Annotated in this window: 23 protein-coding genes and 1 pseudogene; 13 read left to right on the top strand and 11 right to left on the bottom strand. The window is 63.7% G+C overall.

Features of this window, described 5'->3' with window-relative positions; translation table 11 throughout:
* Positions 1–398: 398 nt before the first annotated feature.
* From F3H57_RS20820 to F3H57_RS20790, 7 genes are all read right to left on the bottom strand, one after another.
* Entirely contained in the window at positions 399–854 is a 456-nt protein-coding gene (locus tag F3H57_RS20820; protein WP_149758667.1) for a DUF411 domain-containing protein, read from the bottom strand.
* Positions 855–857: 3 nt separating this feature from the next.
* Positions 858–2231 (bottom strand): M23 family metallopeptidase, encoded by a 1374-nt coding sequence (locus F3H57_RS20815; protein WP_149758665.1) that lies wholly within the window; start codon positions 2229–2231, stop codon positions 858–860.
* On the bottom strand, positions 2228–2857 hold the full coding sequence (locus tag F3H57_RS20810; RefSeq protein ID WP_149758663.1) for an SCO family protein: 630 nt from the start codon (positions 2855–2857) through the stop codon (positions 2228–2230). The genes F3H57_RS20815 and F3H57_RS20810 overlap by 4 nt, the downstream gene beginning before the upstream one ends.
* Positions 2857–3285: a copper chaperone PCu(A)C gene (locus F3H57_RS20805; protein ID WP_223163182.1), complete on the bottom strand. Its 429-nt coding sequence runs from the start codon at positions 3283–3285 to the stop codon at positions 2857–2859. Before F3H57_RS20805 ends, F3H57_RS20810 begins: the two co-directional genes overlap by 1 nt.
* A gap of 75 nt (positions 3286–3360) precedes the next feature.
* Entirely contained in the window at positions 3361–4020 is a 660-nt protein-coding gene (locus F3H57_RS20800) for a DsbA family protein (RefSeq protein WP_092696155.1), read from the bottom strand.
* The gene (locus F3H57_RS20795; RefSeq protein WP_092696156.1) at positions 4017–4442 is read right to left on the bottom strand and encodes a disulfide bond formation protein B; all 426 of its coding nucleotides are present in this window, start codon (positions 4440–4442) and stop codon (positions 4017–4019) included. The genes F3H57_RS20800 and F3H57_RS20795 overlap by 4 nt, the downstream gene beginning before the upstream one ends.
* The gene (locus tag F3H57_RS20790) at positions 4439–5047 is read right to left on the bottom strand and encodes an SCO family protein (RefSeq protein WP_149758659.1); all 609 of its coding nucleotides are present in this window, start codon (positions 5045–5047) and stop codon (positions 4439–4441) included. The genes F3H57_RS20795 and F3H57_RS20790 overlap by 4 nt, the downstream gene beginning before the upstream one ends.
* A gap of 175 nt (positions 5048–5222) precedes the next feature.
* On the opposite strand from F3H57_RS20790, the gene F3H57_RS20785 reads away from it, so the two are divergent.
* The 4 genes from F3H57_RS20785 to F3H57_RS20770 all read left to right on the top strand — a co-directional run bounded on the left by F3H57_RS20785 (position 5223) and on the right by F3H57_RS20770 (position 7835).
* On the top strand, positions 5223–5651 hold the full coding sequence (locus F3H57_RS20785) for a MerR family transcriptional regulator (RefSeq protein ID WP_149758657.1): 429 nt from the start codon (positions 5223–5225) through the stop codon (positions 5649–5651).
* A gap of 3 nt (positions 5652–5654) precedes the next feature.
* Entirely contained in the window at positions 5655–5981 is a 327-nt protein-coding gene (locus F3H57_RS20780) for a YnfA family protein (RefSeq protein WP_092696159.1), read from the top strand.
* A 76-nt stretch (positions 5982–6057) separates the two neighbouring features.
* Positions 6058–6792, top strand: coding sequence for a cytochrome c biogenesis CcdA family protein (locus tag F3H57_RS20775; RefSeq protein WP_149758655.1), 735 nt, complete (start codon positions 6058–6060; stop codon positions 6790–6792).
* A gap of 98 nt (positions 6793–6890) precedes the next feature.
* Positions 6891–7835 carry a cation diffusion facilitator family transporter gene (locus F3H57_RS20770; RefSeq protein WP_149758653.1) on the top strand — a complete coding sequence of 315 codons (945 nt, stop codon included), beginning with the start codon at positions 6891–6893 and terminating at the stop codon, positions 7833–7835.
* A gap of 86 nt (positions 7836–7921) precedes the next feature.
* Here the strand turns inward: F3H57_RS20770 and F3H57_RS22660 are convergent.
* Positions 7922–8123, bottom strand: a pseudogene (locus F3H57_RS22660) (YnfA family protein); the annotation flags it as partial.
* Positions 8124–8233: 110 nt separating this feature from the next.
* On the opposite strand from F3H57_RS22660, the gene F3H57_RS20760 reads away from it, so the two are divergent.
* The 9 genes from F3H57_RS20760 to F3H57_RS20725 all read left to right on the top strand — a co-directional run bounded on the left by F3H57_RS20760 (position 8234) and on the right by F3H57_RS20725 (position 16427).
* The gene (locus tag F3H57_RS20760; protein WP_149758651.1) at positions 8234–10522 is read left to right on the top strand and encodes a heavy metal translocating P-type ATPase; all 2289 of its coding nucleotides are present in this window, start codon (positions 8234–8236) and stop codon (positions 10520–10522) included.
* Positions 10523–11052: 530 nt separating this feature from the next.
* Positions 11053–12498: a multicopper oxidase family protein gene (locus tag F3H57_RS20755; protein ID WP_092696162.1), complete on the top strand. Its 1446-nt coding sequence runs from the start codon at positions 11053–11055 to the stop codon at positions 12496–12498.
* A gap of 30 nt (positions 12499–12528) precedes the next feature.
* Positions 12529–12990 carry a DUF411 domain-containing protein gene (locus tag F3H57_RS20750; protein WP_092696163.1) on the top strand — a complete coding sequence of 154 codons (462 nt, stop codon included), beginning with the start codon at positions 12529–12531 and terminating at the stop codon, positions 12988–12990.
* A gap of 72 nt (positions 12991–13062) precedes the next feature.
* The gene (locus F3H57_RS22840; RefSeq protein WP_262504529.1) at positions 13063–13185 is read left to right on the top strand and encodes a hypothetical protein; all 123 of its coding nucleotides are present in this window, start codon (positions 13063–13065) and stop codon (positions 13183–13185) included.
* 198 nt (positions 13186–13383) lie between these two features.
* Entirely contained in the window at positions 13384–13959 is a 576-nt protein-coding gene (locus F3H57_RS20745; protein WP_092696165.1) for a DsbE family thiol:disulfide interchange protein, read from the top strand.
* A gap of 1 nt (position 13960) precedes the next feature.
* Complete coding sequence (locus F3H57_RS20740) at positions 13961–14476, top strand: TlpA family protein disulfide reductase (RefSeq protein WP_092696166.1); 516 nt, start codon at positions 13961–13963, stop codon at positions 14474–14476.
* Between the two features lie 35 nt (positions 14477–14511).
* Positions 14512–15210, top strand: a complete 699-nt coding sequence (locus F3H57_RS20735) for an SCO family protein (protein ID WP_149758649.1) — start codon at positions 14512–14514, stop codon at positions 15208–15210.
* Positions 15207–15686, top strand: a complete 480-nt coding sequence (locus tag F3H57_RS20730) for a hypothetical protein (RefSeq protein WP_092696168.1) — start codon at positions 15207–15209, stop codon at positions 15684–15686. Before F3H57_RS20735 ends, F3H57_RS20730 begins: the two co-directional genes overlap by 4 nt.
* Positions 15687–16427 (top strand): cytochrome c biogenesis CcdA family protein, encoded by a 741-nt coding sequence (locus F3H57_RS20725; protein WP_177190537.1) that lies wholly within the window; start codon positions 15687–15689, stop codon positions 16425–16427. It begins immediately after the preceding gene.
* Between the two features lie 499 nt (positions 16428–16926).
* Here F3H57_RS20725 and F3H57_RS20720 read toward each other — a convergent pair whose 3' ends face one another.
* The 3 genes from F3H57_RS20720 to F3H57_RS20710 form a co-directional block, all read right to left on the bottom strand.
* Positions 16927–17382: a hypothetical protein gene (locus tag F3H57_RS20720; RefSeq protein WP_149758648.1), complete on the bottom strand. Its 456-nt coding sequence runs from the start codon at positions 17380–17382 to the stop codon at positions 16927–16929.
* A gap of 195 nt (positions 17383–17577) precedes the next feature.
* Positions 17578–18108 carry a thermonuclease family protein gene (locus F3H57_RS23015; RefSeq protein ID WP_149758646.1) on the bottom strand — a complete coding sequence of 177 codons (531 nt, stop codon included), beginning with the start codon at positions 18106–18108 and terminating at the stop codon, positions 17578–17580.
* Between the two features lie 65 nt (positions 18109–18173).
* Positions 18174–18971 carry a hypothetical protein gene (locus F3H57_RS20710; protein ID WP_188129781.1) on the bottom strand — a complete coding sequence of 266 codons (798 nt, stop codon included), beginning with the start codon at positions 18969–18971 and terminating at the stop codon, positions 18174–18176.
* Positions 18972–19713 lie beyond the last annotated feature (742 nt).

The raw sequence follows: 19713 nt of genomic DNA, 5'->3' as shown, positions 1-19713 counted from the left end.
GATAGTCTCCCACGTCCCTCCCGGCCCACGGGGGCTGAAGGCACCGCCGGTCATTCAGGATCGCCCGCCGTGAGGGTACTAAACACATCCTGTCAGCTCGCAGCCTGCGCCCCACGCTCTGTGCAGATCGGGCGCCCTTCCGGAGTGCGGAGTGGCAGCATTGTTGTCTCAACCGGCCCGACATGGCGGTACCAGTAACAGCCGTCTTGTGGCCGCAGTTCTACGGTTTGCACATTTTGATATGGGGCGGCCATGGCGCTCAAATGAGCCATCATCTCATCCGAGATCCCCGGCTCCGGTTGAGGAGTCTGGCCAACAGGAATGGTGCAGGCTCCGAGCGTAAGCAGGCCCGCGAACAGAAGGGTTGCCTTGCCGGTGGTGTGCGCTTGCGGCATTAATCAGTTTCCTTTGTAGCTTGCGAAGACCTCAGTCGAGCCGGCATCGCTTATAAGAAAGATATCGTAGGCTTCCCGTCGCTGGCCGAAATCCATGCCGGGGGAACCGAGAGGCATCTTCGGTACGGCCAGGCCGACGGCTTCCGGACGTTCCTCCGGAAGGCGGCGAATGTCGCTCGCCGGCACGTGTCCCTCGATCACGTAGCTATCCACGAGCGCCGTGTGGCAGGATACCATCCGCTGCGACACGGCATTGTCGAACTTGAAGCGAATGAGCCCGCCACCGAACATGTCCTGTCCGGTCGGCGCGAAGCCGTTCTCTTTCAGATGCTCCATCCATGCGAGGCAGCATCCACAGCCGTTGGTCTTGCGCACGTCAATCGAGGTCGCTTCTGCCAAAACCTCGGCGGCAGGAAAAAGGGCGATGGCAGTCGTCACCGCGGTGCTCAGCTTTCCCATCGGTCAGAGCCTTTCGGTGGTGTTGGATGCAAGATCGCTGGCGAGCGCGTCCTCCAAGCGCTCACGCGCCTCAGTCAGCCGGTCCAGGCCTGCGTCGCCTTGCGCTTCGCCCTCAACGGCTTCCGATAGGCGCTCGTCAGAAAGTGGATCGGTCGGGCGGCCGTCCACGCGCACCTCGTAGTGCAAATTCGGCCCCGTCGCCGTGCCGGTTGCCCCCACCCGTCCAATAGTGTCGCCGGCTAAGACGCGCTGACCTTCTGCGAGGCCGTCGGGCACAGCGCTCAGATGTGCATAGCGGGTCATGGTCTCCGTGCCGTGAGTGATTTCAACAACGCGCCCGTAGCCGCCCCGACGCCCGATAAAGGCGATGCGCCCCGGCGCCGTTGCGCGCACCGACGTTCCGCGCGGTGCCGCGAAATCGACGCCGGTATGCATGCGCACATTGCCGTAGATGGGGTGCTTTCGCCGACCAAAGACGGAGCTAAGCCGAGCCCCCTTCACGGGCTCGGCGAAGACGCGAACCACTTCGCCGTTGAGGTACATCGTGGCGCGACCCGTGCCGTCCTCGGGCCAGACAACCTCGTAGAGTGCGTCCCCCAAATCGAGCGAAGCGAAGGCGATCTTGGGTTGTCCTATGGTATCGCCTTCGACACGCGCCTCGCGCCACAGAAGGCGAAGGGTCTCGCCCCCGCCGAGGTCACGGCGGAAATCCACCGTACCCCCCAACATCTGCGCCAGATCGACCGCGAAACGCGGCGGTATCCCGGTGTCTTCTAGCGCGGCGAAGATCGAACTCTCTATCTTGGTCGTGCCGGCCAACACCACGATCTTGGGCTCGGGGGACACGACGCGGGTCGAGAGCGTATCGCCGAACGTCGCTTCGACCCGCACGCCCTCGTCCACATCGAGCGCCACGCGGCGTGGACTGCCATTGGCAGACATCTCGACTGTCAGAACGTGCCCAGGACGCAGGCGACGCAGATCGTATTCTGCGCCGAGCGCCAGCGACGTCTCCGCGCGGTCCGGCCCGGTGAGGCCGGCTTCGGCGAGTAGACCGTCGAGCGTATCCCCAGAGGCGATTTCACGAGACCATACGGCGAGGGGCGGCTTGATCACAGGCAAGGGAGCATTCGCCGCCGCTGCGGTCGGGAGAGCCGGAGCTGAAGCACTGGTAGGCGAAGCTGAAACCGCGGACACAGCGTGGGGCACCACCAGGTTCGCCTCCACAGGCGATGTGAAAGGCTCGGGGCGCCAGCGGCCAGCCTCGGTCAAACCCGATGGTACCGGCTCGTTCGCCGCCACACTGGACAAGGCAATTGCCGTTACCGAGACGCCGCCCGCCATCGCCAATGCGGCCGCCCAGTATCCCAACCTCATGTTGCCCCCTCTGCGTCTTTTTCATTCATTGCACGACGGAGTTTCGGAACCGCGAATTCTCTCGGTTCGTGGTAGTCGATAGTGGTCACGAAGCGTCCCTCGGCGTCGAACAGGAAGACGCTCGCCGTGTGGTTCATGGTGTAGTCGCCGCTGTCAGTCGGGACCTTTTCGTAGGTCGCGCGGAAGCCCTCGACCGCCAGAGCAATCTGCTGCTCCGGGCCGGTCCAGCCACGGATCGCCTGATGGAAATAGCCGACGTACTCCGCCATCGCATCGACATTGTCCCGCTCCGGATCGACGGTGATGAAGACAACGTTCAGTTGTTCAGCATCCCCTCCCAAGGCGTCCAGCCAGCCGGAAATGTCTGCAAGCGTCGTCGGGCACACATCCGGACAGTAAGTAAAGCCGAAGAAGACCATTGAGGGCGCCCCGACCAGCGTATCCGGTCCAACCGGACGTCCTTCGTGATCGGTGAGGTCGAACTCCATCGCGGTGAGCGGCAACGGCCGTCCGTCGTCCGGTACAGGCGCTCCGGGGCCGTCGACCTGCCACCAGCCGACGAATAGAGCGAGCCCGAGCACACCCAGCGCCGCGGCACCGTAGCCGAGAACTGATCTGCTCTGCATCAATCCTCCGGCCCGCGCGCTGCGATCCCGAGGATCGGCACCTCGACCGTTGTCTCTCCGCCATCGGAGAATGTCAGCGTCAACGGAAAGGTCTCGCCCTCTTCCATCGGGCGCTGAAGCTGCATCAGCATGGCATGCAGGCCGCCGGGCTCGAACGCGACGGTCTCGCCAGGTGCAATGACAATCTGGCCCGCCGGAGACATTGAGCTCACACCCTGCTCGTCCGTCGCGGTCCGGTGAACTTCGGGCATCATGGCGAGATCTGTTCGGAGCCCGGTCAACGTGACCGGCTCGTCGCCCGCATTGTGGACTTCCATATAAGCTGCGCCGGGGCGGGAGGTGCCGATCGAGGCCCGCGCCCAGGCGTTTTCGACGACGACATCGGCGGAGCCGGCCATTGCCGACGTCGCAAGCATGAACGGCAGCATCAGGACTGAGCACGTGGCGTGGATGGTGTATTTCATTGCAGCTCCTTCTCGATTCTCGATTGCGCGCCCGTCGGATCAGATCCCGGCGGCCTCCACTTCCGACGCGACCAGCGCCCGGAGTTGCGCCTCTCCGAATGGATCGAGCGGCTTGCCGTTGACGAAGAAGGTCGGCGTCCCGCTCACGCCGACGGTCTCGACGTCTGCTCGGTCCTGGTTGAGTATGCCGATGACGTCAGGAGCCATCATCTGCGTCTCTGCGGCTTCAGCATCTAGACCCGCCGTGGCGGCGACCTCGAGGATCAGCCCCGGTTCCGGCGCGCCATGCGACGCCCAGCGTGGTTGCTCGCGCAGGATGGCCTCCAAAACGGGCTCATAGACACCCTGCATCCGGGCGGCTTCCAGGACGCGAATGGCCTCTTCCGAGGCTTCCCCATGGAACGGGGTGTAGCGGATCGCGAGACGGACGGCATCGCCATGCTCAGCCATGATGTCCTTCACCACGGGATAGAAGGCACGGCAGGCCTCGCAGGCCGGATCGAAGAACTCGACGATGGTGACCGGCGCCTCTTCCGGTCCCAGAACCGGCGAATAGGGGCGCAGTAGGGCCTCCGCCTGTTCCGCCGGAACCGACGCGGTCTGCGCTACTGGCGCGGGACGGGTGGCGAACCAGGCAGCGAGCGCGAAGCCGGCGAGGGCAAGCACCAGGACTGACAGGACGAGTGATTTTCGGTTCATGAATGTGGTTCCTTCAAGGAAAATGCCGACAGCCCGGCGACCAGCACGAAGGCGATGAGCGACAGAAACGGGATCGGGATGCCGAGAACCAACTGGTTGTCGTCGGTACAGGAAGGACCGGTCGCTGTGCATGGCTGGATCGGTTCGGGAACGAGACCGACGTAGAGACCCGAGTGCCAGAGCGCGATCGCTGCTCCGCCAAGGCCGAGAGCCATGCCGTAACGCCCGATCCGGCGGTCCTGCCACCACAGCCCGAGACCCAGAACGACGGCCAGCGGGAACATGAACGCGCGCTGGTACCAACACAGAAGGCACGGCATCTGACCCAGCACCTCGCCGATGAACAGGACGGCGAGCGATGCAGCCAGCGCCACGATCCATGCAGCGGCGAGTGCTGTATCGGCGGAAACTCTCGGCTTCATCTGGTGATCCGTTTACGCAGATCGGCGAGGATCTCCTCGGCTGGCGTCCCATAGCTCCAGGTCGTGACAAGGCCCGCATCTGGGCCGAACAGGAACAGGTGTGACGTGTGGCTCATCGTGTAACCGTCCGGCGCGGAGGCCTCCTCGATTTTCTCGTAGAAGATGGGGAAGTTCTCGGCCGTTCGTTCGATCTGGTCGGGCGTTCCGGTCAGGCCGAGGATGCCAGCATTAAAAACCGGCACATAGTCGGCAAGGTTCTCCGGCGTGTCGCGCTCCGGGTCGATCGAGATGAAGAGCGGCTGAACCTGCTCCGCGTTCTCCCCCAGACCGTCCATGACCGCGGCAACCTCGGAAAGGGTGGTCGGGCAGATGTCCGGGCAATTGGCGAAGCCGAAGAAGATCAGCATCCACTGGCCCGCAAAATCCTCCTGGGTGCGGACCATCCCGCTGTGATCGGTCAGCTCGAAATTCGCTCGGAAAACGGGTTCCGTCTCGGTGCGTGCACGATCGGCACGATAATCCGCCCAGAGAAGAAGCCAGACCAATGCCAGCGCTGCAACGCCCACCGAGGCCCAAAGTACTTTTCGAAGGAATGTCAGCGTCACGTAAACCGCCTGCCTGCCGTTTTTGATAACGGCGCGGATACATCCTCTAGCCACTAGAGGTTCAACTCCTTTCACCGCGGCTGCCGCACTTTGTCACATGCATGTGAAAGCCATGGCGTCGTTGCCAAAGCGGCCGATCGAATCTACCACGACTGTACGTTTGATGGAGGCGTAGATGCTCACGATCGGCAACTTGGCGAAGAAGACCGGCACCAAGGTGCAGACCATCCGCTACTACGAGCAGATCGAACTTATGCCCGAGCCGGGCCGGACCGAAGGCGGGCAGCGGCGCTATGGCGATGCCGAGATCGACCGGCTGTCCTTCATCCGCCATTCGCGCCAGCTTGGCTTTTCGCTCGATGCCATTCGAGAACTCCTGGACCTCGGCGACCATCCCAACCGGCCCTGCCATGAGGCCGATGCGATCGCGCGGCGGCAATTGAAGCAGGTGGAGCGGCGGATCGCTCGGCTCGAGGCGCTGCGCACGGAGCTGAATCGGATGGTGCATGAATGCAGCGGCGGGCGGACGGCCGATTGCCGCGTGCTCGAGGTTCTGCGCGATCACGCCGCATGCTTGACCGACCACGACGGGATCGGGGCGTGAGGCATGGGCGCGGCGATCGCCTATCCTCTGGCCGCGTTGGCCGAGATCGCCGGTTGCTTCGCGATCTGGGCATGGTGGCGCCTCGGGACCTCGCCGCTCTGGTTGGCCCCGGGTCTTCTTGCGCTTGCGCTCTTCGGGTGGTTACTCGCCCAAGTCGAGGCCACCGCGGCGGGGCGCGCTTTTGCGGCCTACGGGGGCGTCTATATCGCGGCCTCGGTTCTCTGGATGTGGCTGGTCGAGGGACAGCGGCCAGACAGGTGGGATGTGATTGGCACCGCGATCTGCCTTGTCGGGGCAGCGATCATCTTGGCGGCGCCGCGCCAAGTCTAGGAAATTCTCTTGAAGCTAAACCCGTCGTAGCCCTTAAAAGCCCGTTCGACTGAGGTGCAGGAAAGGCGGCAACTGAATGTTCGAAATCTCCGGTGTGGGAATCATCGCAGCCTTTTTGGGCGGGACGGTCTCGTTTCTGTCACCCTGCGTTCTGCCACTGGCTCCAGGATATGTCTCCTATATCGCGGGGCAACCTGCTCTGGCATCGGGAACGGCGACAGCCATCGGCGACCGGGTGCGCAGTGTGATCCTGAGCCTCTGGTTCGTGCTCGGGTTTTCCACGGTCTTCGTGGCGCTCGGGGCCGGGGCAAACCTTTTGGGCGGAATGCTGCTGCGCTGGAAATACGAACTGGGTCTTGCGGGGGGCGCTCTAATCGTACTTTTCGGGATGGTGATGATGGGGGCGATCCGGGTCCCCGCGATGATGCGCGACACAAGGCCCGATGTCGCAACGAAAGGCGGCAACGCGGTGGGGGCTTATCTTCTGGGTCTCGCCTTTGCCTTTGGTTGGACGCCCTGCATCGGGCCAGTGCTCGGCTCGATACTCGCGGTGAGCACGACATCGGGCGCGGATGGCGTGGCGCTTCTGGCCATCTATTCCGTGGGTCTGGGCGTGCCGTTCCTGCTGATCGCGCTCTTTACCAATGAAATCGCGGGCAAACTCAAACGGATCGGAGCGACAGGCCGGTGGCTCTATCGCATTGCGGGCGGGCTGATGGTGCTGATGGGGCTCGGCGTGATGACCGGCCAGATCAACCGTCTTGCCTTTTGGTTGCTCGAAACCTTCCCGGTCCTTGGCAGCATCGGATAGCCGAAGGCCCAATGTCTCGGTCGGAAGTAGTTAAAGGCATTGAAGCTACAGCCACTATAGCAACTAAATTGCTCCTCGACCGATTCGAGGAGCTTTCCGTGCCGCACGATCATAGCCATGCTCATATCGACCCAAAATCCGGCGACCGCCGCGTGTCTGTCGCGATCTGGGCTAACGGACTTCTGACCGTCGCGCAGATCGTCGGCGGGATCCTTTCGGGCAGCCTGGCGCTGATCGCTGACGCGCTACACAATTTCTCGGACATGGCGTCGCTTGTGATCGCCTTCGCCGCGCGCAAAATCGCCCGGCGACCGGCGGATGAGCGCATGACCTTTGGCTACGGCCGGATCGAGATCGTCGCCGCGCTGATCAACTACACCACGCTTATTCTGATAGGTTTCTACCTGATCTACGAGGGCGGCATGCGGATGATCGACCCACCAGAGGTTCAAGGCTGGACGGTCGTGATCCTGGGCGGTGTCGCACTGGTCGTGGACACCCTTACCGCGCTGCTGACCTATTCCATGCAAAAGGGCAGCGTGAACATTCGCGCCTTGTTCCTGCACAACCTCTCCGATGCGCTCGCGTCGGTCGCTGTGATCGTCGGCGGATCGCTCATCATTCTCTATGACCTGCGTTGGGTCGACCCGGCGATTACGATCGGAATCGCTCTCTACATTCTATATCTAGCCTTCACCGAGATAGGCGGCCCGATCCGAACGCTGATGCTGGGCAGCCCGCCTGACCTCGATTGCGAGAGTGTCATAGACACAATGCGCGGCACAGAGGGGGTGGCCGACGTCCACCACGTCCATCTGTGGCAGATGCAAGAGCACCAAGTCGCACTCGATTGCCGTGTCGTCCTGACGGGGAAAGGCTGGGCGAACATCGAGTCAACCAAGAAGCGCATCAAGGACACGCTACAGGACCGCTTCGGCATTGCTCATTCGAGTCTCGAGTTCGAGCACGAGGATTGTGCCCATGAGGATGCCGATCTCTATGGGCACGGCACGGCCAACGAACATGTCGGGCATTCGCACTGACGTTGATTGCCGTCACATGGTCCATTGCAAGACCCGACCGTCGCGTCTGGCCGCCGCAGACCTTTGGGCCGACGGTATGGGTCGTAGGCGGCGAGATAGACGCTGTCATAGGCAGTATAGGCCCGACCGGCAAGCTCGGTGTCGACCTGCGCGAGCAGCCAGCCGAACGCAGCAAGGCTTGCAAGTCCCGGTAATAGCCAGAGGTTTGAGGCACCACGCCCAGATGGCGAAGCAACCGGCAATCTTGGCGAGTGCAGCGATGGGATAGATAAGACCGCCGCTCCAGATAAAGCTCGGAAATCGTTCGAGTTTAGTGAAATTGCTATTTGCCCTTGAACCTACAGCGGCTGTAGGTCGTATATCGAGTTCCGATCGAGGACTCACCACGGAGAGCCATCATGGCAGACGTAAGCGCAGGCCACCGCGAGTGGCGCGTGACGGGCATGGATTGCGGATCATGCGCCGCCAAGGTACGCGGTGCGGTCGAGCGCCTGCCTGGCGTCGAGGATGTCGATGTGGCTCTCATGGCCGAGCGGCTGCGACTAACGCTCGATGAGACGCAGACACCGCCCGAGAGGATCGAGGAGGCCGTGCGCGGCGTCGGCTTCGGCATCGCGCCCAAAGGCGCGCGACCGGAAAAGCCCAAGGGCGGTTTCGTCCTTCCGGATGGCGCGTTTCCAGATGCTGCGGAGAGCTCGGAGACAGACAGCGAGACGGGGGACATGGACGAGCCGGCCGACGACGCGCCGAGTTCTTGGATGGAATCCTCCAAGGGCCGTCTGGTGCTCGGCACCGGCGCACTGCTTGCCGCGGCCTGGGCGTCCCACCTCGTCTTCCCGGCAGAGATCGCCCAATGGGCGTTTGTCCTGGCAACGCTCGTTGGGATCGTGCCCGTGGCGCAGCGTGCCTTTGCCATGACGCGGGCGGGCATGCCCTTCACCATCGAGATGCTGATGACCATCGCCGCCGGCGGCGCGCTGGTGATCGGCGAGCCGGAGGAGGCGGCGCTCGTCGTCTTCCTCTTCGCCGTTGGTGAACTCCTGGAAGGCGTGTCGGCCGGCAAGGCGCGTGACAGCATCCGGGCGCTCTCGAAGCTCGTGCCCAAGACGGCGCGGCTCGAAGTGGGGGGCAAGACACGTGAGGTCCCGGCGGAGAAACTCGAGGTCGGCCAGGTCGTGCAGGTCCGCCCCGGCGACCGCGTTCCCTGCGACGGCGAGGTGATGAGTGGCACGTCGGGCGTCGACGAGAGCCCGGTGACCGGCGAGAGTGTCCCGAGCCTCAAGGAGCCGGGCGCAGAGGTCTTCGCGGGGTCGATCAATGCCGAAGCGCTCCTGCGCGTGCGGGTCACGAAGACGGCCGAGGACAACACCATCGCCCGCATCGTCCGTCTCGTGGAAGAGGCCGAGAGCGCCCGCGCACCGACCGAGCGGTTCATCGACCGGTTCAGCCGCATCTACATGCCCGCCGTCGTGGGGGCCGCGCTCCTGGTGGCAGTCGTCCCGCCTCTGGCCTTCGGCCTCGCATGGGGCGAATGGGTCTACCGCGCGCTGGCGCTGCTGCTGATCGGCTGTCCCTGTGCGCTGGTCATCTCGGTGCCCGCATCCATCACCTCGGCGCTTTCCACCGGTGCGCGCAACGGCCTGCTGATGAAGGGCGGCGCGGTGATCGAGGCGACCGCCCGCACCACCCGTGTCGCCTTTGACAAGACCGGAACGCTCACGCACGGCAAGCCTCGCGTAACGGATGTCGCAGTGCTGAGCGGACGCGAAGAAGACCTCTTGGCGCTCGCCGCCGGCGTCGAGAGCGGCGCGAGCCACCCGCTCGGCCAGGCGATCTGCGCCGAGGCCGAGCGGCGAGGCGTCGACGCGGCGGCGGCGACCGGCGGCCGCGCGCTCCCCGGCAAAGGTGCGGAGGCGTCCATCGAGGGCGCGACCGTCTGCGTGGGCTCGCCGCGGCTGGCGGACGAGCGCGGTGCGCTCAAGGACGACCTCCGGACTCGCGTGTCGGCGCTGGAAGCCGACGGCAAGACGGTGGTTATCGTCTTGCGCGATGATGTGCCCCAAGGCCTCATCGCGCTGCGAGACGAACCGCGTGCCGATGCGGCGGACGCTGTCGCGCAGCTCCGTGCGCTCGGCATCTCTTCGATCATGCTGACCGGGGACAACCCGCGCACGGCGCAGGCCATCGCCGACGGTCTCGGAATCGAGCATCGCTCCGAACTCATGCCGGAAGACAAGGTCACGGCGATACGCGACCTGACGACGGACGCCCGGGTGATGATGATCGGCGATGGGATAAACGATGCGCCCGCGCTCGCCGCCGCCCATGTCGGCGTCGCCATGGGCTCGGGCACCGACGTCGCACTGGAGACGGCCGACGCGGCGATCCTGCGCAACCGCGTGACCGATGTGGCCGCAAAGGTCCGCCTCGCCCGGGCCACCATGTCGAACATCCGCCAGAACATCGCGATAGCGCTCGGGCTCAAGGCGGTATTCCTGGTGACCACCGTGCTCGGGATCACCGGCCTCTGGATCGCGATCCTCGCGGATACCGGCGCCACGGTGCTGGTCACGATGAACGCGCTCCGGCTACTCTTCTTCCGGCCCACCGGCACGCTTGAACCTACGGGGCGTTTCAGTCTGAACAGCGGGAAGACCCGCCCCGATCATGCATCCGCAACGACCTGAAAGTAGACACCGATGATCCTTACTCGCCGCGCCATGATGGCCCACGGAGAAGTGATCTGTCGTCGATTTACCTTCCAGCACCGGAAGCCCCATTTTCGCCTTCAATGATGCGTTCACTGATTCTCCTTCTTGTGCTGTCGCTGACGGTCAGTCTTCTGGGGCCGCTTGGACCAGGCGGCGCGGCTGCGGCAGTGCCCTCGGAGACGATGCAGGCGATGTCCGACTGCGACGACTGTGTCGACGCTCCGGTTACGGAGTGTCAGCTCACCTGTCTTGCGCCTTGCGCGGCGGGTGGTCTGATGGCCTTGGCAACTAGCCCAATGGTTCTTGTCGAAAGTGAACAGGCACGCGGGCTGCTTTTCGTAGTCGACCGGCCGTTGTTGTCGGGCGGCAGCGCTCCCCCCGAGCCGTCACCCCCCAAACTGTCTCTCTGAAGTTTCCGTCATCGGTCAGACCGTTCTTGGCTGATCGGTGCAGTGCGTCCGCGTGTATTCTGCGCGATGCTCCCTCTTCAGATAAAGGCAGACTCCATGTCCTCTTCTGTCCTTCTTACCCGGCGCGGCCTGCTGCGCCTCGGCGGCGCCGCGTTTGCAGCCGCAACGATGCCGATGCCCGGCATCTCCCAACCGGCTTCGGAGCCCATGCGTCTACGAGCTGCTCCGTCGCGAGTTTATCTGTCCGGTGGGCCTAAAAACTCAAGTGCAGTCTGGGCCTACAACGGTGGCGTGCCGGGCCCCGAGATCCGGGTGCGCCAGGGCGAGCGCATCCGCGTGCGGGCGGAAAACGGCCTCGCTGAGGGAACGACCATGCATTGGCACGGCATCCGCACGCCGAACGCCATGGACGGTGTCCCGCATCTGACCCAGGCGCCGATCCCGGTTGGCGGCGAGTTCCTCTACGAGTTCGACGCCGTCGACGCCGGCACGTTCTGGTATCATCCCCACCAGCGTTCCTCCGAGCAGGTAGGACGCGGCCTCTACGGGCCCCTCATCATCGAAGAGCACGATCCGATCCGGGTCGATCGGGACCTGACCTGGATGCTCGACGACTGGCGTATGACCGAGGCGGGCGAAATCTCCGACGATTTCGGAAACCGCCATGATGCGGCGCACAACGGGCGCGTCGGCAACACGGTGACGATCAATGGCACCCTTCCGGACCCTGTCGAGGTGCGTCGCGGCGAGCGCGTCCGCTTGCGGCTCATCAACGCGGCCAACGCGCGGATCTTCGCGCTGGACTTCGGCGATCTGGAGCCGGTCATCGTCGCGCTCGACGGACAGCCGGTCACGCCGCACGCCCCGGGGGAGGGCATCGTCGTCATTGGCCCGGCCATGCGCATCGATCTGGTGGTCGACATGGCCGGCCGCACCGGAAGTCACACGACGTTGCGCGACATCGCCTACCAGGGCCTCGAGTATGATCTCGTCGACATCCGCTACGACGGAACACCTCTCCGGAAGACCGTTCCGGACTGGTCGCTCGAGCTACCGGCGAACCCGCTCCGCGAGCCGGACCTCGCCGCCGCCACGCGCCACGAAGTGGTCTTCAATGGCGGCATGATGGGGCAGATGATGATGGGCGACGAGGCGGGCTCCATGATGCAGCAGATGCGCAACGGGGCGATGTGGTTCATCAACGGCAAGGCGGCCGATGGCCATGTGATGGACCCGCTCATCTCGATGCCGATCGGCACGAGCCACATCTTCGTAATGGACAACCGAACCGCCTGGCATCACCCGATCCATCTGCACGGGCATTCCTTCCGGGTCATTGCCCGAAACGGCGTACCGACCCGGTATCGGGAATGGCAGGACACTGTGCTCGTCGCGCCGGAAGAAAGGGTCGAGATCGCGTTCGTGGCCGATAACGCCGGCGACTGGATGTTCCATTGCCACATCCTCGAACACCAGGCCGCCGGAATGATGGCTGTCGTCCGCGTGGGCGACAGCACGGCCCGGCACAGCGAATATCACTGAAACATTCCTGTCCAGGAAAGGACGAAGAAGATGAAAAAGGCCCTAGTTGGACTGGGCGGCCTCGCTGCCCTTGCCGCCGCCGCCACCTTTGCCCTCAGCCTCGGCGCGACCCCCGTCGCCGCTGGCGAAGAGGTGGTTCTCTACAAGAACCCGCAATGCGGCTGCTGCGAGAATTACGCCGACTACCTCCGCGACAACGGTTTCGAGGTCGAGGTGAAGCCGACCCACGAGCTGTCGAAGATCAGCACCGAGGCCGGCATCCCGGAAGACCTCATGGGCTGCCACACCGCCTTCCTCGGCGACTATGTCGTCAGTGGCCACGTTCCGATCGAGGTGGTCGACAGACTCCTTGAAGAGAAGCCGGAACTCACAGGCGTTACCCTGCCGGGCATGCCGCTCGGCGCCCCCGGCATGGGCGGCCAGAAACAGGAGCCGTTCACGATCTACGGCATCGCGGACGGCGAAGCGCCGTCCGTCTACGCCGTGAAATGACCATGCGGGCAGCTCCGGCAGTCATGCTGGAGCTGCCGGCTCTTTAAGGAAACTTGAACAAGGATGAATTGCATGATGATGAACGGCGGAATGATGGGCCCGGGCATGATGCTCGGAATGGGCGTGATCTGGGCCCTGGTCCTGGCTGTGCTGGTGCTCGGGATCGTGGCCCTGATCAAGTATCTCCGTAGCTGATGAGATCTTGGCCATGTTGACCGAGCTGTCCGACGGTGTCCGGCAGTGGGACTCGCTTCTGCGACTTGGGCTGCTCTGGGCCGGCTGTCTCTTAATGGTCCTGGCGCTGCTCGTTCTGCTGACCACCTGCTGCGTGCGGCTCCGCACACGCGGAGCCGCACGACGTCAGAGCGCCGAAGCCGGCGAGAAGATGCGCCGATGACCAATGTTCCGAAAATCTCACGGAAACCGCGTCTCTCCTTGCTGGTGGTCGTGCCGCTCCTGGCGACCCTGCTGTTCGCGGTCTTCGCCTGGGGCCTCTTCAACAGCTCCGAGGAGCTGCCCTCGGCCCTCCTTAACAAGTCAGTGCCGGAGTTCGATCTGCCGCCGGTCCAGGGGCGCGAGACGGGGCTCTCGACGTCCGACCTCGCGGGTCACGTCTCTCTGGTCAATGTCTTCGCCTCCTGGTGCGTGCCCTGCCGGCAGGAACACCCGATCTTCATGGCCATGAGCAAAAGGGGCGAGGTGCCGATCTATGGCATCAACTACAAGGACCCGCCTGACCAAGCGGCCGCCTGGCTTGGCGACCTCGGCGATCCCTATACCCGTATCGGGGCGGATCTTGATGGACGCGTCGGGATCGAATGGGGCGTCTACGGCATCCCCGAAACTTACGTCATCGCGGCCAACGGGACCATCGCCTACCGGCACGTGGGGCCCCTCACGCAATCCGACATCGACAACACGATGCTGCCGCTGGCCCGGGAACTGCAACAGCGGCAGAGGAATCAATAGAATGAAACATCTGCTTCTGGCGGCTGCCGCCGCCCTCTTCTCTGCAACAGCGGCGCTGGCCGGCGGGCCGCAGGGCTTCACCCTCCATGAGACCCCGCAGGAGGTGCCGAACTTCCGCTTCGTCACGGACGAGGGCAACCGGCTCTATCTCGAAGACTTCCGGGGCCGCACGGTCCTGCTCAATGTCTGGGCCACCTGGTGCCCGCCCTGCGTCGAGGAGATGCCGACGCTCGACGCGCTCGAAGGCGCGCTCGGCGGACCGGAGTTCGAGGTCGTCGCCGTGTCGATCGACCGGGCGGGCATCCCCGTAGTGCGACGGTTCTTCGACGAGATCGCCGTCGAGAATCTCGACATCTACGTGGACTCGACCGGGTTGACCGCGACAGCCCTCAAGACCTTCGGGCTGCCTGCCACCCTGCTCATCAACGCCGATGGCAAGGAAGTGGGGCGCCTGATGGGCCCGGCGGAATGGGACACCCCCGAGATGATCGCCTTCATCGAGGACCACATCAAATGACGGTGCCTGTGCGCCCACAAGAAGTGGAAGAAACCATGCTGAAACAGACGAGCCGCCGCCTTGTCCTTGCCGGTGCCCTGGCGATGGCTGCATGGCCCGCCCTCGCCAATCATCCCGGCGAAAATCTCGACGAGCGCATGCTGGAAATGGAGAAATACTTCCAGCCGATCGAGGGCGAACAGGCGCCCGGCTTCAAGCTTCAGGATGCCGAGGGACGACCGGTCGGCCTGTCCGAGCTCCAGGACAAGGTCGTGGTGCTGCATTTCATCTATGCGAGTTGCCCGGACGTCTGCCCGCTCCATGCCGACAAGATCGCGACGATCCAGGAGTCGATCAACGCCTCGCCGATGGGAGACATGGTCGAGTTCGTCTCGATCACCACAGACCCGGCGAACGATACCCCGAACATTCTGCGCGACTACGCCGGCTGGCACGACCTCGACACGGCAAACTGGACCTTTCTGACCACACGTCCGGACCAGCCCGAGGATACGACCCGGGCTCTGGCCAGCGATTACGGCGTCGAGTTCACCATGTCGGCCGAGAGCGACGCGATGATGCACGCGCCGGTGACCTTCGTGATCGACCGCGGCGGGCGCCTCGCGGCCAAGTTCCACGGCATGGAGTTCCAGAACGCCAATCTCGTGCTCTACGTGAGCGGGCTGATCAACAACGCGCAGCACAGGCACGAGGAGGAAGGCTGGTGGCATACGCTGACGAACGTCTTCCGATGAGCCAGACACGCAGCTCCGGCGCAGAGCGACCGATGCTGTCTCTCGACGCACTGCGGCGGTATTTCGCGGTCGTGATCCCGGCCCATCTGGCATGGGAGTTCGGTCACATGCCGCTCTACACGATCTGGCATGAGGGAACGGCGGGCGAGATCCTGTTCGCGGGGCTGCACTGCACCGGGGGGGATATCCTGATCGCTCTCAGCACCCTGGTCGGAGCGCTTCTGTTGTTCGGACGGGAATGGCCGGCGGATCGTCTTGCGGCGCGATGGGTCGCCATCGTCACCGTGCTGGCGGGCATAGGCTACACGATCTTCAGCGAGTGGCTGAACGTGGAGGTGCGCGAGGCCTGGGACTACACCGCGCGCATGCCGACCCTGCCGTTGGTGGGCACCGGTCTTTCGCCTGTACTGCAATGGCTGATCATCCCGCTCCTCGGCTTCTGGTGGGCCGCCAAGCCATTTCGCAAGGAGGCATAGATGTTGGAAATTTCGGGGATCGGCGTCTTCGCAGCCTTTCTTGCTGGCGCCATCTCGTTCCTGTCGCCCTGCGTCCTGCCGCTGGTGCCGGGCTACGTCTCCTTTATCGCCGGTCAACCCGGCCTCAGGACCGCGCAACATGTCGGTATGCTGGCCCGAAGCCGCGCCCTTGGCCTGAGCGCCTGTTTCGTCCTCGGCTTCTCGACGGTCTTTGTGGCCCTGGGCGCCGGGGCCAGTGCGCTTGGATCGCTGCTCCTGACATGGAGGACGGAACTCAATTTTGTCGGCGGGGCAATCATCGTCCTGTTCGGCCTGGTCATGCTCGGGGTTCTCCGCATCGGTGGTCTCGCGCGCGACACCCGGTTCCATCTCGATGTGCCCGGCGGGCGCCCGATAGGAGCCTATGTCCTTGGTCTTGCTTTCGCCTTCGGCTGGACGCCCTGCATCGGTCCGATCCTCGGGGCGATCCTAACAGTAAGCGCGAGTGCGGGCAGCCTCTCGAACGGCGTCTGGCTGCTGGCGATCTATTCGATCGGGCTCGGCGTGCCCTTCCTTCTGGCGGCCCTGTTCACGGACGCCATAGCAGCGCGCGTCAAACGGATCGGACAAGCAGGACGGTGGCTCTACAGGGGCGCAGGCGGGGTAATGGTTCTGATGGGGCTTGCGATCATGACCGGTCAGCTTTCGCGCTTTGCCTATTGGCTGCTGGCGACCTTTCCGTCCCTTGGCCGCATTGGTTGAGAGGCCGCACCCAATCCAGTCCATCCGCAGAGGAACGGCGGCGCTGCCAATGCAAGAAAGTTGTCGAGATGGCGGGCTGTGGCACGGCATTCCTTCGACGAAGAAGTCCACCTCCCGCTCAGCGCAGTATAAGTAGAGGGGACTGAGCATTTGCAGCGAAAGGCAGTTCCGTCCCGCAATTTTGATCCGGTTCCTCCACGCAAGGCCGTCCGCTTAACGGGGCGAAGGGGTCGCCCCCAACCACGGTCTCGGCCGGGGACCGAGCTGCGTGGCCGGGCGATCCCCCTCCCCTTGGCAGGTCGTGTCATCCACGGGAACAGCCTCTCGTTTGAGATCTACAGCTCAGCCTTTTCTAGCGGCTTGGGATCAGCTAGGCATGAAACTGTAATTTCTTCGTGGTGAAGAAAATCCTAGCCCCGCTTCGGCGGGGCTTCTTTTTTTCTGAACCCGGATCGGCTGGACTGGCGCTGTTCGCGCAGAAGCCGCTCACGCGGCTGGATCAAACAGAAGCCGCTCGCCGCACTCTCTTCTGTTTGGCCCAAGATGCGACGTTGACGAAGAGCGCCATGCCAGCAATCGCCCCTAGGATAACACCAAGGATCATCCACGTTGCATCCTCGATCAGATGCAGCTCCCGGTATGCCAAGTAGCCGCCTTGGACAGCCCCTACAGCACCGAGAATGAGACTTGGCACGCGCCTGAATATTTCCAGGAGAAGCCATACGTTCGCCGCGAGAACGACGGCAAGTATCGCAATCACGCCCACCAGGTGAAAGCCGGTCGAGCTTAGAACGTCGCCAACCCAATAGACGGGATAGAGCCACGGGAAGGCGATCACGCCGACAACCCCGAGGACGACCGCGAGCGACATGAGATCAGCGGGGGCCTCGTCGGACCGTGCGTGTGCTTCGCGCAGACCATCCTCGCGACCGACTTCGTATAGGTGCATGTCCATGTCGCCCTCCTTGGGTCTGCCTAGTCCTTTTCCGCCCGGCCGTATGGGAATGCCGGACCGTAGCTCACACCTCGTTCGTCACGTCCGGACAACCCAGCTCGATGTAGCGCCGACCGGGCAAGTAGCTTGCGCAGGCGGCACGGCATCGGGCTGCTAGTATACCCTAAAAAGTAGGCTTTTTTTGCAAAATCGGTCTCACTTTGTTCTCCAATCACTCGGAGCCATGAAATCGGTTGCCCAAATGCCACGACGCTGCTGCTGCGCAGCCTCTTCTTCCGGAACATACAGTCGCGAGTATTCCCGGTAGGCGACTGCCAAACCTTCTCGCACAAGCCAGCGGTTTACTTCCGTTTGCCCGACTTCGCAGATCGCGACAGCTCGGCCGTAGCGATCCGTTGATCGCACATCGCACACAATCTGCCGACCGCGCACCTTTCCTGCTAAAGCGGCCGTCGCCGCTTGTCCGCATCGCCAGAGTGACCCATCGGGGCGTCGGCATGTCTGGTCGGATTCCGGCGCGTCGATCCCGAACAGCCTTATTCGCCTATCGCCAACGTCAAGCGTGTCGCCATCTATCACTGTAGGTCGCGCGGTTGCCTCACTCTGCGGATTTGTCCCGGTTGGTATAGCTTGCTCGATCCGATCAGTGACCGGATCGAGCCACGCCCAGGCTCGATCCTGCTCGATCCCTGCTGTCGCGACCACGACGCCAACCACGATGACCATAGGCAGCGTTGCCCGCGACTTTCCCCGGTACTTGCCGCGATACCGCGATCTTCGCTTCCACCGCCTCATTCGAGCGCATCCAAGGCTTTCTGATACGCTTCGACCGCCTCGGAAACATCGCCCGCCTGCGCGTCAATCTCTTCGAGATCGACCCTCGGCGGTTCCGGTATCCGGACGAAGCCGAGCCCAGCCCTGTCCGGTAGCTCGAAGGATGCCGCCTCTTGCTCAAACCGTTCGAGCTGTTCCCATTTGTCATCCAGCGGACCCGACGACGATCCCCCACAGATGAAAGGCAGACCTTTCAGGAAGAGCGAGTTTGTCTGGTCCCGCGCCTTTAACTCGCTTCGCATGTCTTTCAGCTTCGCGCATTGCGGTGCGAGCGCCTGACGGCGCTCTTGCAGCTCGACCTTCAAGGTGTCTCCGCGATCAATCGCCTCCGCCAGCTCAGCCCGAAGCGCTTCCCGTTTTTCCTCGTCACTCGCGCGTTTCCGCGCTGCAAGCGCGCTCTCTTGAGCCGCCTCAAGCTCGATGATCCGCTCCGCCAGGGCCTCACGCTCGAAGTCTTCGATTGTCAGCTCAGTGTCGTTTCGCGATTCATCGCTCAGTCGCCGCGTCAAAGTCGCTTCGCACTCGGCAATGAGCTGGTCCCGCAGCTCTTGGGGCATGTTGTCCGCGCCGTCGGGTGCACGGCCCGACATGAGTTGCGCGCACTCGCGCGTCTTAGTCGTGATCTGTGCCGGCGTCGTATTGTCACCGAGCAAGCGCAAAAGCTGCTCATCGGTAATCTCGCTGAGATCCACTTTGCACCCCGTCAACATAGCTAACGTTGCGGTCGCGACGACTATCTTGCCTGCATACGTCAACGGTCCCTCCGTGCTTTCGCCTAGCTCACTACTGCATTGCGACCTTGAGTTGAATCGGCACGGCACTTCGTGAGTCCCGAAATCGCGAACCGTAAGGGGACCCATCCCGTCCGTTCGTGACCTCGTGCGTTCGCTCGAGGACACGCCCGGCCGGGACCGCGCCCTAGTCGTCCCTTCGGTCCTCCCCGAGCCTGCCCGTCCCGTTCTCCCTGCGGCCCAGGTGCGCCGGCGTGCGTCTCGTCCCGAGCCGCCCGCTGTCGCGGCCGTGATGGTCGCCCGGGCCGGTCCGTGTCGGCCCATTCGGGTGACGGTCGCTTGTGCGACGCCGCCACTTTGGCGGCTGAATAGTCGGGAGAGAGCCGCGCGGGGCGCGCGGCTCGCATAAGATCAGGAGACAGGGCGGGGGATCGACGGGCTACGCCCGCTCACCCCCGCCCTGCCATCTTCTTATCAGTTGGTCCGCCCAACAGTCCTGCCCCGGAAAGTCAAAAGACAAGCGCCGCCTGCGGCGTCGTCTCCGCCGGGGGCCGTGTCCTCGGCTTCGCCTGCGGGCCGCACCAACCCCCGTCTCCGATCCTTTGACTTTCCGGGCCAGGACCGTGGGTCGGGCTTCGCCCTCTCCCACTCTGTTCCGCCGAAAACATGCGTTTTCGGTCGGATCAGGTGGCCGAGGCGCAGCCCATCGGCGGAACGAGGGCACCTAGACCCCGCCGCCTCACCACGAAGGAGGCCACAAATGGCT

The organism is Roseivivax sediminis (genome assembly GCF_900112685.1).
In the GTDB taxonomy this organism is placed as follows: Bacteria; Pseudomonadota; Alphaproteobacteria; order Rhodobacterales; family Rhodobacteraceae; genus Roseivivax; species Roseivivax sediminis.
This window is presented reverse-complemented; position numbering and strand designations above follow the sequence as displayed.

Bases quoted from the DNA above. Each gene is read 5' to 3' on its own strand.
- F3H57_RS20810 (WP_149758663.1), bottom strand. From the start codon at position 2,857: ATGCAGAGCAGATCAGTTCTCGGCTACGGTGCCGCGGCGCTGGGTGTG.
- F3H57_RS20795 (WP_092696156.1), bottom strand. From the start codon at position 4,442: ATGAAGCCGAGAGTTTCCGCCGATACAGCACTCGCCGCTGCATGGATC.
- F3H57_RS20745 (WP_092696165.1), top strand. From the start codon at position 13,384: ATGACCAATGTTCCGAAAATCTCACGGAAACCGCGTCTCTCCTTGCTG.
- F3H57_RS20740 (WP_092696166.1), top strand. From the start codon at position 13,961: ATGAAACATCTGCTTCTGGCGGCTGCCGCCGCCCTCTTCTCTGCAACA.
- F3H57_RS20760 (WP_149758651.1), top strand. From the start codon at position 8,234: ATGGCAGACGTAAGCGCAGGCCACCGCGAGTGGCGCGTGACGGGCATG.
- F3H57_RS20755 (WP_092696162.1), top strand. From the start codon at position 11,053: ATGTCCTCTTCTGTCCTTCTTACCCGGCGCGGCCTGCTGCGCCTCGGC.
- F3H57_RS23015 (WP_149758646.1), bottom strand. From the start codon at position 18,108: ATGGTCATCGTGGTTGGCGTCGTGGTCGCGACAGCAGGGATCGAGCAG.
- F3H57_RS20730 (WP_092696168.1), top strand. From the start codon at position 15,207: ATGAGCCAGACACGCAGCTCCGGCGCAGAGCGACCGATGCTGTCTCTC.
- F3H57_RS20720 (WP_149758648.1), bottom strand. From the start codon at position 17,382: ATGGACATGCACCTATACGAAGTCGGTCGCGAGGATGGTCTGCGCGAA.
- F3H57_RS20775 (WP_149758655.1), top strand. From the start codon at position 6,058: ATGTTCGAAATCTCCGGTGTGGGAATCATCGCAGCCTTTTTGGGCGGG.
- F3H57_RS20735 (WP_149758649.1), top strand. From the start codon at position 14,512: ATGCTGAAACAGACGAGCCGCCGCCTTGTCCTTGCCGGTGCCCTGGCG.
- F3H57_RS20820 (WP_149758667.1), bottom strand. From the start codon at position 854: ATGGGAAAGCTGAGCACCGCGGTGACGACTGCCATCGCCCTTTTTCCT.
- F3H57_RS20750 (WP_092696163.1), top strand. From the start codon at position 12,529: ATGAAAAAGGCCCTAGTTGGACTGGGCGGCCTCGCTGCCCTTGCCGCC.
- F3H57_RS20725 (WP_177190537.1), top strand. From the start codon at position 15,687: ATGTTGGAAATTTCGGGGATCGGCGTCTTCGCAGCCTTTCTTGCTGGC.
- F3H57_RS20785 (WP_149758657.1), top strand. From the start codon at position 5,223: ATGCTCACGATCGGCAACTTGGCGAAGAAGACCGGCACCAAGGTGCAG.
- F3H57_RS20815 (WP_149758665.1), bottom strand. From the start codon at position 2,231: ATGAGGTTGGGATACTGGGCGGCCGCATTGGCGATGGCGGGCGGCGTC.
- F3H57_RS22840 (WP_262504529.1), top strand. From the start codon at position 13,063: ATGATGATGAACGGCGGAATGATGGGCCCGGGCATGATGCTCGGAATG.
- F3H57_RS20805 (WP_223163182.1), bottom strand. From the start codon at position 3,285: ATGCTGCCGTTCATGCTTGCGACGTCGGCAATGGCCGGCTCCGCCGAT.
- F3H57_RS20800 (WP_092696155.1), bottom strand. From the start codon at position 4,020: ATGAACCGAAAATCACTCGTCCTGTCAGTCCTGGTGCTTGCCCTCGCC.
- F3H57_RS20780 (WP_092696159.1), top strand. From the start codon at position 5,655: ATGGGCGCGGCGATCGCCTATCCTCTGGCCGCGTTGGCCGAGATCGCC.